The sequence below is a fragment of the Paenibacillus anseongensis genome (genome assembly GCF_009757995.1).
GTDB lineage: Bacteria > Bacillota > Bacilli > Paenibacillales > NBRC-103111 > Paenibacillus_E > Paenibacillus_E chondroitinus.
This window is the reverse complement of the sequence record NZ_WSEM01000008.1, coordinates 170990-188421: the sequence shown is the minus strand read 5'-3', so window position 1 is coordinate 188421 and position 17432 is coordinate 170990. Positions and strand designations below refer to the sequence as shown.

At 47.8% G+C, this 17432-nt stretch carries 13 protein-coding genes; 9 read left to right on the top strand and 4 right to left on the bottom strand.

Annotated elements, in window-relative coordinates:
• The first annotated feature begins 19 nt into the window (after positions 1 to 19).
• The 3 genes from GON05_RS08640 to GON05_RS08630 are packed head-to-tail and all read left to right on the top strand — an operon-like array spanning position 20 to position 3303.
• On the top strand, positions 20 to 961 hold the full coding sequence (locus GON05_RS08640; protein ID WP_157318772.1) for a carbohydrate ABC transporter permease: 942 nt from the start codon (positions 20 to 22) through the stop codon (positions 959 to 961).
• Positions 958 to 1797, top strand: coding sequence for a carbohydrate ABC transporter permease (locus GON05_RS08635; RefSeq protein WP_246238934.1), 840 nt, complete (start codon positions 958 to 960; stop codon positions 1795 to 1797). Before GON05_RS08640 ends, GON05_RS08635 begins: the two co-directional genes overlap by 4 nt.
• A gap of 27 nt (positions 1798 to 1824) precedes the next feature.
• Complete coding sequence (locus GON05_RS08630; protein ID WP_157318770.1) at positions 1825 to 3303, top strand: sulfatase family protein; 1479 nt, start codon at positions 1825 to 1827, stop codon at positions 3301 to 3303.
• A gap of 97 nt (positions 3304 to 3400) precedes the next feature.
• On the opposite strand, the gene GON05_RS08625 is transcribed toward GON05_RS08630, so the two are convergent.
• The 3 genes from GON05_RS08625 to GON05_RS08615 all read right to left on the bottom strand — a co-directional run bounded on the left by GON05_RS08625 (position 3401) and on the right by GON05_RS08615 (position 6022).
• A complete protein-coding gene (locus GON05_RS08625) occupies positions 3401 to 4300 on the bottom strand; it encodes a glycosyltransferase family protein (protein WP_157318768.1) in 900 nt (299 codons plus the stop codon).
• The gene (locus GON05_RS08620) at positions 4287 to 5381 is read right to left on the bottom strand and encodes a polysaccharide pyruvyl transferase family protein (RefSeq protein WP_157318767.1); all 1095 of its coding nucleotides are present in this window, start codon (positions 5379 to 5381) and stop codon (positions 4287 to 4289) included. Before GON05_RS08620 ends, GON05_RS08625 begins: the two co-directional genes overlap by 14 nt.
• A 128-nt stretch (positions 5382 to 5509) precedes the next feature.
• Positions 5510 to 6022, bottom strand: a complete 513-nt coding sequence (locus tag GON05_RS08615; protein WP_157318765.1) for a hypothetical protein — start codon at positions 6020 to 6022, stop codon at positions 5510 to 5512.
• Positions 6023 to 6240: 218 nt separating this feature from the next.
• On the opposite strand from GON05_RS08615, the gene GON05_RS08610 reads away from it, so the two are divergent.
• The 3 genes from GON05_RS08610 (at position 6241) to GON05_RS08600 (ending at position 9557) form a co-directional block, all read left to right on the top strand.
• Complete coding sequence (locus GON05_RS08610; protein WP_246238933.1) at positions 6241 to 6948, top strand: glycosyltransferase family 2 protein; 708 nt, start codon at positions 6241 to 6243, stop codon at positions 6946 to 6948.
• 38 nt (positions 6949 to 6986) lie between these two features.
• Entirely contained in the window at positions 6987 to 8063 is a 1077-nt protein-coding gene (locus GON05_RS08605) for a polysaccharide pyruvyl transferase family protein (protein WP_157318761.1), read from the top strand.
• Between the two features lie 129 nt (positions 8064 to 8192).
• Positions 8193 to 9557, top strand: a complete 1365-nt coding sequence (locus GON05_RS08600) for a glycosyltransferase (RefSeq protein WP_181646227.1) — start codon at positions 8193 to 8195, stop codon at positions 9555 to 9557.
• 84 nt (positions 9558 to 9641) lie between these two features.
• Here GON05_RS08600 and GON05_RS08595 read toward each other — a convergent pair whose 3' ends face one another.
• The gene (locus tag GON05_RS08595; protein WP_157318758.1) at positions 9642 to 10070 is read right to left on the bottom strand and encodes a hypothetical protein; all 429 of its coding nucleotides are present in this window, start codon (positions 10068 to 10070) and stop codon (positions 9642 to 9644) included.
• Between the two features lie 639 nt (positions 10071 to 10709).
• Here GON05_RS08595 and pbfA point away from each other — a divergent pair.
• The 3 genes from pbfA (at position 10710) to GON05_RS08580 (ending at position 17405) form a co-directional block, all read left to right on the top strand.
• Positions 10710 to 12074, top strand: a complete 1365-nt coding sequence (gene pbfA, locus GON05_RS08590) for a (R)-1-hydroxy-2-aminoethylphosphonate ammonia-lyase (RefSeq protein ID WP_157318757.1) — start codon at positions 10710 to 10712, stop codon at positions 12072 to 12074.
• A 178-nt stretch (positions 12075 to 12252) separates the two neighbouring features.
• The gene (locus GON05_RS08585) at positions 12253 to 12867 is read left to right on the top strand and encodes a flavin reductase family protein (RefSeq protein ID WP_157318755.1); all 615 of its coding nucleotides are present in this window, start codon (positions 12253 to 12255) and stop codon (positions 12865 to 12867) included.
• Positions 12868 to 12962: 95 nt separating this feature from the next.
• Complete coding sequence (locus tag GON05_RS08580) at positions 12963 to 17405, top strand: AAA family ATPase (RefSeq protein ID WP_157318754.1); 4443 nt, start codon at positions 12963 to 12965, stop codon at positions 17403 to 17405.
• Positions 17406 to 17432: the final 27 nt, after the last annotated feature.

The following is a 17432-nucleotide window of genomic DNA, read 5'->3' as shown; positions in this document are numbered from 1 at the left end:
CCCAGAAGGAGGAACTTCCGTGAGTCGCACTGCATCCATGATTCGATGGCCGGTTTCCCGCCGGATGCGAATCCGCTACTTATGGGCCTATGCCTTGATCGGACCGCAGGTTTTATTTTTCCTCGCGTTCACCGTGTACCCTATCGTGATGAGCTACGTGTACTCTTTTTACGAGTGGAGTGGATTCGGTCCTCTTGAAAATTTTATCGGTTGGGATAATTTCATCAAGTTAGTTCATGAACAAGCGTTCTGGAACGCATTTCGCAACAGTCTTATCTACATGACAGCTAAGACCTTAATCTTATTGCCCACTACACTCATGCTTGCTCTCGTTTTGAACCGGGCGCTGTTTAAAGGCAAGGTATTTTACCGGACGGTATACTTTTTACCGGTTGTGACAACCACCTCAACTGTGGGAATCGTCATGAAATTCATTTTCGGCAACGAAAATGCGTTAGTCAACGAGGCACTGATGGGGCTGGGGGTCCTTTCCAAACCGATTCCGTGGCTGGGTCAGGCCGATACGGCAATGGTCGTGCTGATTCTGATCGGCTCGTGGAAATTTTTCGGCATGGTGCTCGTTTATTGGCTGGCCGGGCTTCAATCTTTGCCGAAGGATGTTTACGAAGCGGCGAAAACAGACGGAGCGAATGGCGTACAAACGCTGCGGCACATAACGCTTCCGCTGCTTGCCCCGGTAGGCGCTGTAATTCTTTTGCTAACGGTAGTCAACAGTATGCATGTATTCGATTTAGTCAAAACCTTGACGGGCGGAGGACCCTTCTACGCGACAGAGACGGTGGATCTGTACATTTATAATTTCGCCTTCAGCACAAGCGGCTTCCCGCAGATCGGGTATGCGTCGGCGGCCGGTATCGTATTTGGCGTTGCCATATTTATTTTGACTGCACTTCTTGGTCTTCTAGTGAAGTCGCTGCAGCAGGCAGGAGGCAGGGGATGATGACAAGAAAAAAAGGTCATCTGGCGAATGGATTGCTTCATATCCTGCTGACGGTCTTCGGATTCATTTGGATTTATCCTTTTATTTGGATGATCTTCTCTTCTTTGAAAACGAATCAGGAATATATCACCTCGGGCTTAAAGCTCCTTCCCGAATCGATGCAGTGGATGAACTATGTACGCGCTTGGAAGGTTGGCCACTTCTCCGATTATTTCATAAACTCGGTGATCGTGACGGTATCGACAGTTGTTATTGTCACCTTACTGTGCATGTTGACTGGCTATGCGCTCGGTCGCGTCAACTTCCCGGGAAGAAAGCTGCTCATATTTATCTTCAGTGCTACAATGTTTATACCGAAGGGATATACCATTATTCCGGTGTATTTGATCGTGAAACAGTTGGGACTCCTCAATACGATGCCCGGTGTCATTTTGGCGGAATCCTCCGGTGCCCATGTGTTGTTCATCCTGTTGTTTATGGCTTATTTCCATGGCTTACCCAAGGAATTGGAGGAGTCCGGGGAGATGGACGGGGGTGGTTTTTTCCGGATCTTTTGGCAGATCATGCTGCCACTATCAAAGCCGATTATCGCGACCACGGTCATTATGCAGTTCATTTGGACCTGGAATTCGTTTTTCGTTCCGTTGGTGTTTACACTGAATAAACCCGAACTGCGTACGCTTGCGGTCGGTATGTTTTCATTTGCGGGCGAGCACACGATAGACTGGTCCGGTATGGCGGCGGGCGCATCCATTTCGCTGGTGCCGGTCATCCTCGTATTTATTATATTTCAAAAATATTTCATTGAAGGTATTTCCGGTTCGGTCAAAGGATAATAAATTAAGCCAGGGAGGCTGCACGGAATGGTGAAAAAACCGCATATCGTTATATTCAATCCTGATCAATGGAGGGGGGACGTCCTCGGGCATGTCGGAAATGCTGCGGCGATAACGCCGGTGCTCGACCGATTGGTAGAAACCGAGGCTGTTTCGTTCCGCAGCGCCTTTTGCCAAAATCCGGTGTGCACGCCGAGCCGATGCTCGTTTATGAGCGGCTGGTATCCCCATGTGCGCGGTCATCGCACCATGTTCCATATGATGCAGCCGGATGAACCGGTGCTTCTACGCACGTTAAAGGAGCAGGGCTACTCCGTATGGTGGGGCGGGAAAAACGACTTGGTTCCCGCGGAGAATGGCTATGACGCTTACTGTGATATTAAATATAAACCGGAGAAGCAGCCGCGTCCGGAGACGAATTTGCACGGATATGATCAGTGGAGGGGTGAGCCGGAAGGGGACAACTATTACTCTTTCTATGCCGGCAAACTTGAGAAGGATCCAGCTGAGGAAGCTTATTATGACAACGATTGGGCGAATGTATTAGGAGCCATTGAATTTATCAAGAATGCTCCCGAGGATCAGCCGATTTGCCTCTACTTGCCACTGCTTTACCCTCATCCGCCTTACGGTGTGGAGGAGCCTTGGTTTAGCCAGATTGACAGGGAGAAGCTGCCGCCGAGGATTCCGGCACCCGACAATTGGGACGGCAAGCCCAGTCTGCTTAAGGGGATTTACGAAAGGCAAAAACTTCAAACATGGACGGAGGAACGTTGGGACGAGCTGCGCGCGACCTATTACGGCATGTGCTCCCGAGTAGATCATCAGTTCGGGCTGCTTCTCGATGCTTTGAAGGAAGCGGGTATTTACGACGATACGGCAGTGTTCTTCTTCTCCGATCACGGTGATTTCACGGGAGATTACGGGATCGTGGAAAAAACACAGAATACGTTTGAGGATACGTTAACCCGGGTACCCTTTGTTATTAAACCGCCGAAGCACATTCCCATTGTACCGCGAGTCAGCGACGCTTTGGTTGAATTAATTGATTTTCCCGCTACGGTCGAGGCATTACTTGACTTGAAACCGGAGCACACCCATTTCGGACGTTCACTTCTGCCGCTCCTGGCGGGAGATACGGACGAGCACCGCGATGCCGTCTTTTGCGAAGGCGGCAGAATCCATGGCGAAATTCACTGCATGGAGAAGGACAGTGTCGCTCAGACGACGCCATCCGGCTTGTACTGGCCGCGGGTAGGATTACAGCAGAGTGAAGAAGCGGAACATACGAAGGCTGTTATGTGCCGCACCAAAACACATAAATATGTAAGGCGTTTATATGAGTCGGATGAGCTATACGATCTGCAAAGCGATCCCGGCGAAACGGTCAATCGGATCAATGATCCTTCTTTCGCCAGCGTACTCGCTGAACTGAAGGACCGGCTGCTGACTTTTTATCAGGAAACGGCTGATGTGGTCCCGCACAAGACCAACCACCGTTTCTAGCAGGTTTTGTAAAAATATCGTTCGAAGATGAGGGGCGTCGCTTGCCTCAATGAATTTCTAAACGAATGCCTCTCATCTGCGATGATTTAGGGATGGATTATGCTCTAAGCTTTTTCATCCAATTTATGATTTGCTCGGCTCGATGGTCATAGGTGTGGAATTGACGTACATAGTTTTGCGCTGTACCTGCAATAAGCTGCGCTTCTTGCGGGTTATTTAAGTAGTAATCGATTTTATTCATCAAATCATTCCTCGATTGATACAACACGAAATGAGTCCTATCCTGAAACAACATTTCCTGTTCGGGCGCATAGTCCGAAAAAACCAAAGCTCCACAGCCCATTCCTTCAAAAATCCGCATATTAAAAGCCTTAATTGAATCAGCTGTATGATTAAATACAATTTTGGATTTACCGTAAAGTGAGCTCAGATCGTGGAGAAAAACTTTTTTATTGAAAGAAACCGTTCGTTTGCCCTTGAGTTCCGTCTCCATATATTTCATTCTGGCCTCCCGCGTACGGTACAAGGCGCTTTGTCCACCGACAAAAGAAATGTCAACCGGACGTTCTGCCAAAGGAGTCGCCGAGTGAAAAATATGCGGATCTACGCCGAACGGGAAGAAACGAACCGGAGACGGGAACTGATGCGCGAGATGAAGGGAGTGAGCCATAAGCAGCAGATCCGGTTTATACCATCCGCACATCTCAATGTTCGCGTTAAGGCGATTTTCGCCGTGATGGATCCAGAACAGCTTCGGAATGGTAACGAGATGTATGTTTTTGACAAGCACTTTCGGGCGAGAGGGACTTTCAACAAAGAGTACGCCCAGATAGGAGCTCATGTTGATCGCGGCAAAATCAACGGTTTCTTCCATTCGAACGACTCGGATACCAATTCGGCGAAGAGCGTCTTCTAAGTATCTTCCTGGCGTGTACGGAGTTTTTCCATAGCACATTAATAGGGCAGGTTGCGGTTTTGCTAGTTCAGGGGCGTCCATTGCGCAGCTCCTCTCTTAATGTGTTTACAAAAAAGGCGGCGGAAAGCCTTCCTGTATATTTATTGATCTCTTTCTTCAGGGTACGAACCAGATTAGCGTGGTTTTTTTCAATGTCTTGGGATAAACGCAGGATTTCAAGGTTTACGGCAGGGTTATCAGTCGGTATGACAAAAGGCAGCATAGAGATCGAGGCTGCGAAGTCAAACATTTTGAAGCGATAACCAAGTGAGATAAACGGAACCTGCATAACGGCAGAGAAAATAGCGGCGTGCAGTTTTAAATTGATGGTAAAGCGGCACTTTTGGATTAAGGCCATAAGCTGATAAGGATAGACCGTATCCGCGAGCTTCACTTTGCCGGGCCTGTTTATTTTCGTTAATAACCGTTTGCTAGCGGGGATATCTTCCGGCCATACATTGTATAAAAGAATAGAGTAGCCTTTATGGATCAATAACTTAGCGGCCGCTGCAAGCTGATCTTCGACAATGTCTTCTTTGCCTCCAAAAATTTGATTATTCGCCGTTCCCCAATTGATGCCGACAACCGGTTCCTGAGGATCAAAATATTGCGTAAACAACCCTTTGGCTCTGTCACCCGGCTGCAGTAAGAAAGCGGGATCTCCGCTGATCTGGACTTTCGCTGTATTCACGCCAATGGATTGTAGGAATCGGTGGCTTAGCGGGCCTCTTACTGCTGTGTAGCGAGAATATGAAATGATTTTATTTAATTGGTTGACGATGTTTGGATCGACAAAATTCACTGGCAGTTGTTTCTTGTGTAATAAACTGTCCAGACCGGCTCTTCCGGCAATTTTATCGATCCCTGAGCCCCAGATATAGATCGATTTGTTGAGCTCCATCGCTTTGCTAAGCAAGGAAATATAGCTTGGAGCAAGCAGGGAACCGCCGCCAAGGACGATGATATCGTAGCCGGAGATATGTGCATACTCTTGCCTGCAAGCTTCCAACAAGCTCAATTCATTGGGGATGAATCGTCTGGCTTCCTGCTTGAAGATGTCCCACATGACTTCGTCTCCTGCATTCCGATACCCGATTTCGCCTAAATATAATAGTTTGGTCAAGGTGTGACCTCCGTTCAGAGAAAGTTGCTACAACTACATCTTATTCAATTTTTACATATATGTTATATATTCATAGAAATCAGGCTGTCGGCACGGGGCGACAGCCTGGTAGGCATTCATTTCTTAAATTAGGATTCAGCTGTAACGACAACTTCATCAATATAAGTGCCTGCTACGCCTAGTTCCAGTAAGGATCTAAACAAGATGAAGCGAATTCTGGCTTGTTCAGCTAGGGCAGGTTTAGGACCGGTTACAACAACATGGGTTTCCCAATCTACCGAAATGTCGACATCCGTACCTGGCATGTTTTCCAATATCTCAGTGGATATTGGAGCATAACCGCCATCTGCGCCTCTTTGCCATACGATTTGTACTTGGAACTGGCCGTTAACAACCGGAGCTACAGCGACGAGTCTACGAAAGGCGTAGCTTACACGTAAGTTAAGGGCATCAGCTTCTACTGGAAAAGCTTGGCTTAAGACGGCATTCCCTGGTGTTAGCACGAGAAGCGGACCAAACGAGCCAACACGGCTGCCTTCGAATGCGCCTGTTAAAGGATCTGTTGTACCTGCAATACCGGCATTTTGCCATGGATCAATGCCAGTTTCAAAGGAAAAGTTTTGAATTAAGTTGAGAGACATATCTATTCACCCCCGTCATTTTAAGGCATGCTATATCATATGTTCAAAAAATGACAAAGTTTTCCACCATCCGTCTAACTCTACTAAAATGTATCTTTGGTGCTGATTCATATAACTAGAATTGTAATAATAGGTATATCTAGTCCGTCATCTGCCCCTTTCCATTTCATGATAGGGTGCATCTATTAGAGTATAGAGATGAAGCCGGAGGATGAATGATGAGAGAAGTGATACCAGACCGTGTAAGTATCATCGTTCCTTGCTATAATTCGGAAGCTTATGTGCAATCGTGTTTGAATAGTCTTTTTAAACAGACTTATAAGGACATAGAGATCATTGTTGTGGATGACGGATCAACGGACTTAACTTGGAACAAGATTCATAGATGGAAGGAAATCAAAGAACAGACCACCAAAACATTCTCATTTGAAGATCGTTTCTATGCCGTAAAGCTGCCGCGCAATACAGGTTATGCGGGAGCAATCAATGTGGGGATGTATTTGGCGAAAGGCGAATTCATTGCCATGCAGGATTCAGACGATTTATCGCATTCTAGACGGATTATTAGACAGGTTGAGTCCATGCGCGAGCATCCATCCCTTGATATGATTGGAACCTCCTATGAATATTTCCAGGATGGCCATTTCGAAATCCGTAAACGGGAGCAATGGCTCAGCTACGGGGTTTCCAAAATAAATGCTGCTTATAAGAACGGGGGTCATTGTGTTTGTCATGGAACGATATTATTCCGTGCCGGCGTGTTCGATCAGATCGGAGGACCGATTAGGCGAGGTGTCGGTGTCGAGGATTACGATTTTATTGCTAGGTGTATAGCAGCAGGTATGAAGGTGGACAATCTGAAAGAACCTCTGTATTTCTACAGGAGACATGAAAACCAACGCTCAAGAGAGTTTTTCCGAAAATAGAAATGATCTGACATCAAGAGTCAGGAAGGGAGACTAGGATGCGAAAAGTTTTCTATGTGGGTTGGATCGGTTTCGGCAATATCGGGGACGATTTAATGTGGGACGTCTTTCGTGAAAGTGCTAATCTCATGATGCCCGAGCAACCTGTTACGGTCGTACCCTCCATGCCCGGCGTAAGTTTACAGGATGTCGCTGATTATGATGTCGTGGTGCTTGGCGGGGGTTCCCTGCTTATTCCAGGTTATGTGGATGTTTTGCATCATGCTTTGAAGCAAGGGAAGCAAGTGGCCGTATGGGGCAGTGGCGTCGATTGGATAACTAAAAAAGATATGTTAAATCTATTAAACGGAGATACAAGGAACATGCAGTATCAAGCAACGCCTGAACATAGGAAAATGCTGAAGAACATAAGTCAAAATGCTATATTTACCGGCGTGCGGGGACCGCTGACCAAAAAGCTGCTGGAATATTTGGATGTGGATGCCGATAGGTTCATCGTAAGCGGAGATCCGGGGATACTGCTGCGTTCGGATGACTTGGAACCGCCTATCAATACCAAAATGTGGCCTTCTGATGAGAAGGTTGTGGGGATCAACTGGGGGACTTCCTATAACCGGATTTATGGGGGGCAGGAAGAGCTTGTAGAGAATCAGTTGGCGGAAGCTTGCAAGATGTGGATACAAGCGGGCTACAAACTATATTTATATTACGTATGGAATCCTGATAGAGAAGCATTGACAAGGTTGGCGGATAAGATTGGCAGCACGGAAGCTGTGCGGATCGCACCGAAGGTTTATTCGGCGCAAGCTTTAATGAGGATTATGAAGCGTTGCACATTCACGGTAAATTTCAAACTGCACGCCAATGTCATGTCAGCTGCGGCTGAAGTTCCCTTCATCGCACTGGGGTATCGGATGAAGACATTCGATTTCATAGAGTCGATCGGGCTGCCGTCTTCCGTTATTTCGACGGACGAAGAGCGGCTTGCGGAGAAATTAGAACAAACCTCATCTCACCTTCTAGAGCATTGGGAACTCGATAGGCATCGCCTGCAAGCTAACATTTCTGCACATCAAACAAGCTTGCGATCTCCTTTCCTTCAGGCATGGAGCTGAAAAGATGGGTTTTATGGAAATTTTAGTAATCGTTATAAGCAACCATGCCAAGATCGTCCTCCACTCATACATTATAGGAGTACAAGACAAACAGTCCCGGTGCTAACGCACATGGAAGGAGTGAGGATTTTGCCGTTGCCGAAGAGAAAAGTAATTTCATCCTTGCGCAAACCAACCAAGAAGAAATCATCTTCCCAGAATCAGAATGTGATTGTCATTAAGAATGAAAAAAGCGGTACCATTCATCTGAAAGATGTTGTCCGCTTTGAAGGTAAGCCGCAGATGGTGCAGCTTCCTGCTTCGGAAATTCGCAGAATGCAGAAACATCTGCGAGTGCTTTTGGTCATTGACCAGTTTAACGTAGGCGGGACCGAGACGCATACATTAGGTTTAGCTCGTGAGTTAATGAGAAATGGCGCGCATGTGGTCGTTGCGGCGAAGACCGGAAGAATGTTAGACGCTTTTGCTGCCCTTGGCTGCCCGGTGTATACCATCGATTTTGTAACGGATGAGTTCAAAGAAAACTTGGAGAGAAAAACTGAAATTATCGATTATTTGAAGCTTATTATCCGTAACGAAAATATTTCCCTCCTGCATGCTCATCAGTGGCCATCTGGCCTTTTCGCCGTACAGGCTGGTAAGGAAATGAACATTCCCGTCGTATTTACAGTACATGGATTCGTAGATGATGCCTTAATTCCATTAGTAAAACAATGCGACACCGTACTGGCTGTAAGCCAATCGATTGTTAAAACATTGAAGGCTAATCACGTCTCCTCTATCCTGCTGCAAAATGGGATTGATGTATCGGAGTTTTCTTCACACAAGTCGACCAAACCTTATGTACGTGCATCCTGGGGGATCGACCATAACGCTCCAGTAGTTACTTATGCGGCAAGGTTGTCATTTGAGAAAGCGGATATTTCTCTTGCGATCATGGAGGCTTGCCGCAGACTTATTGCAGGCGATTATCCGGAGCTCAAGCTGATTATTGTCGGCGGCGGGCATCATAAGGAGCTAGTTCAAACAGAAATGGCGCGAATTCAAGAAGAAGCCGGCGTCGATTTTATACAACTGGCAGGAGAATCTCTGCATATGTGCGCTTATTACTCCGCAAGCGATTGCTTTATTGGCACAGGGCGTGCTGCGTTAGAGGCACTTGCCTGCGAATGTCCTACGATTGTTGCAGGAGCTACCGGTTATATGGGGGTTATGAGCAAGGAACTGTATGCCAAAGCATGGGAAACCTGGTTCTGCGATCACGGACAGAGCAAGCATTGGACGGTTGAAGAGTTCGAGTCCGACATTAAGTCGGTATTGGAGCTGAAAGAACGTGAACGGGAAGATCTCGGATGGGTAGGCCGTAAATTTGTTGAGGACAAATTTAATGTGCACGATACGATTCCAGCGCTTTTCGATGTTTACTTGAAGCATTTAAAAACACTGCCTTCGACAGAAAGAGCTGCTATTCGATCGGAGATAGGAAATAGATAAGCGGAGATTATGAAAGCCACTATATGGGTGGCTTTTTTTGTTATATAAGAACGCTGATTAAGTGTGTCGCGTAAAGTTCTCGAATTAAGTAGCCAAATTGCTCAGCGTGATCGCCTCGCGCCAAGTGACCATAGTGCTCTGCATGATCGTCTCGCGCCAAGTGACCAAATCGCGCTGCCCGCCCGCCTCGCACCAAGTAACCAAACCACGCCGCCTGCCAGCTTCGCCCCAAGTGACCATTGCGCTCTGCATGATCGCCTCGCACCAAGTAATCATAGCGCTCTGCATGATCGCCTCGCACCAAGTAATCATAGCGCTCTGCATGATCGCCTCGCACCAAGTTACCATCCCGCTCTGCATTCCGACCTCGCGCCAAGTGACCATAGCGCTCTGCATGATCGCCTCGCGCCAAGTTACCATCCCGCTCTGCACGCCCGCCTCGCACCAAGTAATCATCCCGCTCTGCCCGCTCGTCTCGCAACACAACCACTCGCTTCCAGTTCTATGCTGCACTTTGTGCAATATAAAACTGCTTTAAACCCCATCACCCCGATCTTCATTGCACAAAGTGCAGTGAATTCAGTCAAAATAGCGTGAAAACGGCCTTTTTCTGCCCTTTACGTTGCACTTTGTACAACGAAGAAGGCGGCAGCGGCCGATCTGAGGCCTCTATGTTGTACAAAGTGCAGCATAGAGAAGGCAATGGTCGTTGCTTGGCGGTGGCATTGGATTTCATCTAATGCCACACAGATCCATAGAGCGTCTGTGCCGCGCAAATCACCAGTTTTTTTAAAAATATAAGCTCGTCCTAATGGGGCGACGAAGTTTATTTTTATCCTCGCTGGCCGTGTAACTGGAATTTCTACCGTTGAACATGCCGGGGAGCATGGCATCGATGAAATGACTGGAATTTGTACAGCTAATTCAGTCGCTTTGCCTCATTTCTGACGAACATGGCGGAATTAAATGTATTATCCCCATCTATTAGCCAGAGAGCAGCCGAAATGAAAAATTAGCATCATTTTCTATTAACAACAAAAACAAATAAAAACAAATTAAATACACAAAATTAAACTACATTTAACATTATGATGACAAACCCAGTGTAAGATGTCCATATAGAAACAACCAAATCCAACTAGAGGTGAACATATGCCAACCAAACAAGAGCAGCAAGCATTCATGAAAACGGAAGGAGATATTAATTTAACGGAAGCAAGGAGTGAATGGTGGACAGCTCAAATTGATGAGGCAGCACGAGCTCATTTGCAAGAGGATGAGGATGTCTTTTTGCACCAAACGTTGTCTACACCTTGTCTGAATGTACTCTCCTCCTGTGAAGGAATTTATGTCGAAGATAGCCAAGGGCGCAGAATCATGGACTTCCATGGCAATAACGTGCATCAGCTTGGTTTCGGCCATCCGGCTGTTATTGAAGCTGTGAAGCAGCAGTTGGACCAGCTATCCTTCTGTACAAGAAGATATACGAATTTGCCTGCCATCGAGCTTGCTAATAAATTAGTTGCTTTAACAGACGGAGCTTTGCAACGAGTTCTGTTCGCGCCAGGAGCGACATCCGCCATCGGCATGGCGCTTAAGCTTGCGCGCGCAGTAACCGGCAAATATAAAACATTATCGATGTGGGGAGCGTTTCACGGGGCATCGCTGGATGCAATATCCGTAGGCGGAGAAGGAGCTTTCCGCCGTGGCTTAGGTCCGCTGCTCCCCGGCGCTGAGCATGTGATCCCTTTTAACTCGTATCGCTGTGTGTTTGGCTGTCAGGATGAAGCACACTCCCTATGCTTGAAGCCTATTGAGTATGTGCTTGAACAAGATGGAGAGATTGGTGCCGTAGTCATCGAAACCATTCGAAATACGGATGTGCAAATTCCGCCTGTCGCTTATTATAAAAAGCTTCGAGAGCTCTGCGACCGCTTTGGCGCTTTGTTGATCGTTGATGAGACGGCAACGGCTTTTGGCCGAACAGGAAAAATGTTCGCTTACCAGCATTACGGGATTGAACCCGATATGATGGTGCTGGGAAAAGGATTAGGTGGCGGAGTATTCCCGATGGCGGCTTTACTCGTGAAGGAAGAGCTGAACAAAGCGCAGCAAATGTCGATTGGGCATTACACACATGAGAAATCGCCGGTAGGAGCTGCTGCCGGGCTGGCGACGATCCGAGTCATTGAGGAAGAGAATTTGCTGGAACATGCGTGTCGTATGGCCGAGCTCATGGCGAAGCGTTTGAAAAGCATGATGGAGACGTATCCTCTGATTGGAGACATCCGTCAAATCGGTTTGCTTGTTGCTGTCGAGCTAGTAACCGATCGTGTAAGTAAGGAACCTGCCGTACAAGAGGCCGAGCGCGTTATGTATAGCTGTTTGGGCAAAGGGCTTAATTTCAAAGTGTCCAAGGGGAATGTTCTGACGCTTTCACCTCCTTTGATCATTACGGAAGATCAGCTCAATGAAGCCCTGGATATTTTGGAAAAAAGCATTGCCGAACTTGCATAATTTCATCTAAATGTACATCAAGCATAGCGGCTCATCGCTATGCTTTTTTGCCCGGTTTCGAAATCTTGCTGTCATCTTCGAACCGTCTTATTTTTGCGCAATCCTTTTGCTACAATGAGGTCCTGGCGCCTTTGCCGGTTTACGCACATTAAGAAATGTCAAAGGAGATAGATAAGCGATGCATACCGTAATTGATCCGAAAATCATGTACTTTGGCACATCGGTCATTCTCATTAGCACTTTAAATGAGGACGGCACTTCTAATCTGGCCCCAATGTCATCGGCCTGGTGGTTAAATCAGTCTTGCATGTTAGGAATGAGCAGCAGGTCGCAAACCGTCCAAAACCTGATCCGCACGCAACAATGTGTGCTGAATTTGCCATCGATCGATCTTATTCCCGCCATCGAACAACTGACGCTGCTAACGGGCAGCAATCCGGTTCCCGAAAGTAAGGCTGAGCGCGGTTATCGGTATGAAGGAGATAAGTTCGGCATTGCTGGATTGACACCGGTGCCCTCGCATCAGGTCGGGGCTCCACGGGTTCTGGAATGTCCCGTTCAGCTGGAGGCGGTGCTGCAGGCTGTACATCCGTTTGAGCAGCCAAGCTCTCTGGTTGCCATGGAGGTGCGCATTGTCCGGGTTCACATCGACGAACAACTGCAGGTGGAAGGCCATCCCAACTATATCGACCCGGCACGGTGGAAGCCGATGATCATGAACTTTTGCGAATATTTTGGTTTAGGCGAGCAGTTGTCTTCATCCAGATTAGCACCAGTATTTGGTCCCAAGTAGGCGATTCGAGGAATCTAATTGCTTTGGCAGGGGGGGAAATCATATAATTTGCTTATAAAAACAACTTGTTATGGCTACGCACAGGGGAGGCAGTAATGGTAACGAATAACAGGCTGAACGTCCCTCTTCATAAATATTGGCAAGAGCAGCAAGGAGAAATATCTGGTTTTCTGTCCATCGCAAAAGGCATTACGGAAGCGGTTATGGCTTTGCATAACGCAGACCATGTTCATCGCCGCTTGAGCCCGGATACGATTTTAATTGAAGACTCACTCAGCATCACTCTGAGCATTGAAATATCGGAAACATCGTGGGCCTATCGTGCGCCGGAACAGTCGGGGCGACTGAAGCGGGAAACGGATGCACGAACGGACTTGTATGCCCTAGGGGTGATCTACTACGAGCTGTTGGTGGGGGAGCTTCCGTATCAAGCGGATGAGCCGACGGAATGGATTTATGCTCATTTGGCGAAACGTCCGCCGCATCCCAGTGAGGTAAATCAACGCATACCGCAGCAAATCGGCGACATCATCATCAAGCTGATGGCCAAAGCACCTGAAGAACGGTATCAGAGTGCGTATGGTCTTTTATATGATCTTAAAACATGTAAAAGTGAATGGGAACAAAATGGCGTTATTGGAGCATTTGCACTGGGAAGCAAGGACTTTGCAGGCCTTTTGCGAATGCCAATTTTTCTGAGCGGACGAGAACAGGAAATGGCGACGTTAACTGACGCTTATGCTGACAGCTTAAATGGTAAGACGGGATTTGCTGTCGTTAACGGGGGAGCTGGCGTCGGGAAGACGACGCTTATTCGTGAATGGTACAGATCGCAGCAGCAAGAGAGAGGTTATTTTATTTCGGGAAAAGCGGATCCGCTCATCAGGGAAGTCCCGTACGCACCGCTGATTCAAGCCTTTCAAGAACTCATTCATCGGCTCCTTTCAGGGAGTGCGGAACAGTTATCACGATGGAAAGACAAGCTGACTACGGCACTTGGTGACCATGCAGGCATTGTGGCAGAGATTATTCCGAACATGCATCTGATTATCGGCGAGCAGCCGGATGCCGAGACATTGCCGTGGACGGAGTCTAGAAACCGGCTTCATTTTGCTTTTCAAGTGATGATTCGTACGTTTGCTGGGAAAAGATCACCTTTTATTTTGTTTCTTGATGATGCGCATTGGGCGGATGCAGCCACGTTGGATTTTACTCGCAGCATATCAGAGAGCCGGGATCTAGGGTATTTCTTATGTATACTCGCTTATCGTGACAAAGACATGCAGCCTGGACATTGGTTGAGTCATCATCATTCTGCGGAATTTGACCATCGGCGGATTATGCTTTCTTCCTTAACGTTACTGGAAACAGAGCGATTTCTGCGCCAAACGTTACAGTTGGAAGCGTTCAGGGGGCGGTCACTGGCTGAAGCGATTTTCCAGAAGACTGCCGGCAATCCCCTGTATATGAAGCAATTCGTACAGACTCTCTATGCTCAAAAATGGCTGCGTTTCGATACGCGTACGGAAACTTGGCTGTGGGATGCAGACGAAATTCACAAGCAGGATTCGCTTGACGATGTTTGGGACTTGATGCTGGACAAGCTTCCCAATCAAGCGGGATCTGTGCTGCGCATGGCCGCATGTATTGGTCATTCGTTTGATTTGCACACGCTGGCTGCTGTTTGCCTGCAATCTCCCGAGCAAGTCATGGAACAATTGGAGCCTGCGCTGACGGAAGGTTTAGTTCTTCCTGTCAGAGAACGTGAAAGGTGGCATGGGCTGAATAGGACTGCGGATGCCTCGTTACTGGACTCGGCAGATCCGAATGTATGGTTCGTATTTATTCACGATACGATTAGGCAGGCTGCCTATGATACCGTAACGGCCGAAGAGAAAGAGAAAATTCACGCGGAAATAGGCCGGTATCAATGGGGACTTCAATTGAATGACAAGCCGGATGACCCGATGTATACGGCGTTAAATCATTTTATGCTTGGGCAAAATCAATTGACGGACCATGAGGAAAAACGACTTATCGCCGAAATGGCGCTACAGGCAAGCCGTAAAGCTAGAAAGTCGGCAGCGTACTTGTCAGCAGTGACGTATCTTACCTTCGGTACGGGACTACTGACCAACACGGATTGGGAGGAGCATCATGCGTTAACTTATGACTTGTATATGGAACGCATGCAAGCTGAAGTGTTATGCGGCCACTTGGAAACAGGGGAGCTGATATTCGAGCAGCTCGTGGCCCACTCGCATACCCGTTTGGAGGAACTGCGGACTTATGCGGTGAAATTGGAGCTTGATATCAATCGCGGGAATGCCAGAGAGGCTTTCCACACTGGTGTGCAGCTGCTGGACAGATTGGGCATTGAGCTTCCCAAACAAGTTGGGGCTGATAGGCGCCAAAAGGAACTGAGTCAAACGCGCAAATTGCTGCGCGAAGGAATAGCGAAAAAGCTGGATGCTGAACGCAGGGAGGAAACGTCACCGCTTCAATTGGCCATCTTGCAGCTGCTGCCGCTCGTGGCGCGAGCTTCCTCTTTTGTGGATATGAATCTATTTGTCGTGATCATTTGCCGAAGTATACGTTTGATGCTTGAACACCACGCGGCGAACCGATTTCCGGAAATCATTGCGATTTTTGCCTCGTATATTTCCAGTGAGGAAGGAAGACACAAGGAAGGATGCGAGCTTTCGGAAGCGGCACGGGATCTGGGGGAAGCCACTTATTCGCCCGTGAAGGCGAAACTTGCGTTTATTTATGCGTTATCCCACTTCTGGCGCATGAGCGCTCAGGAAACGTGGCCGTTATTTAAAGAAGCTCATCGACTTAGTCTAGCAAGTGGCGATATGTATTATGCCGGTTTTTCGCTTCGCGGCATGAAGTTCAGCTTGTTTTTCGGTGGACATCTGGAAGAACTGTACGAATTTTGCCAGGTCCAAGGCGGGGCTTTTTATAAAAAAGATCCTTTCCTCATGAAATCGTTCACGTTATATCAGCAGTTTGCCAAATGCCTAAAGGGAGAGACGGCAGATCGTCTTACGCTGAATGATGATGCATTCGATGAGGATTCTTTTCTTCAATCGATGAGTCCTGCAGAGACCCGTATTGGACTTGTATTTGAATATTACATTTGCAAAATTCAACTGCTGTACATTTTCGGAAGCTATCAAGAAGCTGCGGAGCTTTGGGAACGGACGGAGCACAGCGAGCGATACTACAAGTATCATTCGCATTTGCCTGAGGGTATGTTGTACGGCTTTTTAGCCCTGTCCGCGGTTTATCATGAGCAATCGACGAATCAGCAGGAGTTGGCGGACGGAAAGATGCGAAGTATGCTGGGGCAAATGCGAAAGTGGTCCGAGTTAGGGCCCAGCCACTTCATGCCTAAGTTGTTACTGATGAAGGGGGAAGCTGCCCGTCTGAAAGGGAGATGGGAGCAAGCTTTAACCTGTTACGATGAGGCGATAGATGCGGCGCGTGAAAATGGATATACCCATCTGGAGGCCATATCTTGCGAGCTTGCAGGTAAATTGCTTTTAGCCATCGGTAAAAAGAAGTTTGCCAAAACGTACCTATTGGATGCGTATCATGGTTTTAAAGTGTGGGGGGCTAACGAAAAGTGTTTGCAGCTTCGCGAGCAGTTTTCCGATTTATTTGAACGGTCGAGTGAGGATGGCCGCGTATGGGAGCAAGATTTGAAGCTCACACGCGAGTCCGCGCAAACGGACTACAAGGATGGAAGTGAGGAGCCTTCCGTGGAAGTGGAGCGGGATATGTTCAAGAAAGCAGCAGCCCGTCTAACGCAAGCATACGGTTTCGAACAGCTGCTCGGCCACTATTTAGTGACGCTCATGGAAAATGCCGGAGCAGCCAAAGGGTTTTGGATTGTGAATAAAGCCGGCGATTTGTGGATTGAAGCCGAGCATGACATTAATCGCAACATTTCCAAGAGCGGCCACTCCGCTTCGTTGGAAAGCTGCTTTGATTTACCGATTTCCGTGATCCGTTTCGTAGCCAGAACCAAGCAGCCGCTTGTCCTGGAGGATGCGCATCTGGACGACTTATTCGCTTGGGATCCGTATATTCGCAGTGTTCGCCCGCGATCGATGATTTGCTTGCCCGTTCAGCAGCTGGACCGACTAGCCGGAATCGTCTATTTGGAAAATGAAGCGGTGACCGGGGCGCAAGCCAGCCAACGTTTGGAGCTGATGCAGATGATGTCTGCCCAGCTGGCCGTACTAAATCGCTTTGCGAGTGAGGGTACCGTTGTGAAAACGGAGCCGCTTGTCATGGATACAGGAAAGCCGAAGCTGGATACCAGTCTGCTCACCCAATCGCTGACCGAACGTGAGAAGGATGTCATGCAGCTGATGGTAAAAGGCTTGTCGAATCCAGAAATTGCGCAGAGACTTGAACTGGCCGTAGGCACAGTCAAAAATATCACGCTGTCCATCTATGGCAAACTGCAAGTGAATCGCCGCACACAGGCGGTTGCCAAGGCGAAGGATTGGAATATTTGGGAGTAACAAGATAGCGGTAACTTATAAAAGAGC

Bases quoted from the DNA above. Each gene is read 5' to 3' on its own strand.
- GON05_RS08615 (WP_157318765.1), bottom strand. From the start codon at position 6,022: ATGTCTCTCAACTTAATTCAAAACTTTTCCTTTGAAACTGGCATTGAT.
- GON05_RS08580 (WP_157318754.1), top strand. From the start codon at position 12,963: ATGGTAACGAATAACAGGCTGAACGTCCCTCTTCATAAATATTGGCAA.
- GON05_RS08630 (WP_157318770.1), top strand. From the start codon at position 1,825: ATGGTGAAAAAACCGCATATCGTTATATTCAATCCTGATCAATGGAGG.
- GON05_RS08625 (WP_157318768.1), bottom strand. From the start codon at position 4,300: ATGGACGCCCCTGAACTAGCAAAACCGCAACCTGCCCTATTAATGTGC.
- GON05_RS08610 (WP_246238933.1), top strand. From the start codon at position 6,241: ATGAGAGAAGTGATACCAGACCGTGTAAGTATCATCGTTCCTTGCTAT.
- GON05_RS08605 (WP_157318761.1), top strand. From the start codon at position 6,987: ATGCGAAAAGTTTTCTATGTGGGTTGGATCGGTTTCGGCAATATCGGG.
- GON05_RS08585 (WP_157318755.1), top strand. From the start codon at position 12,253: ATGCATACCGTAATTGATCCGAAAATCATGTACTTTGGCACATCGGTC.
- pbfA (WP_157318757.1), top strand. From the start codon at position 10,710: ATGCCAACCAAACAAGAGCAGCAAGCATTCATGAAAACGGAAGGAGAT.
- GON05_RS08635 (WP_246238934.1), top strand. From the start codon at position 958: ATGATGACAAGAAAAAAAGGTCATCTGGCGAATGGATTGCTTCATATC.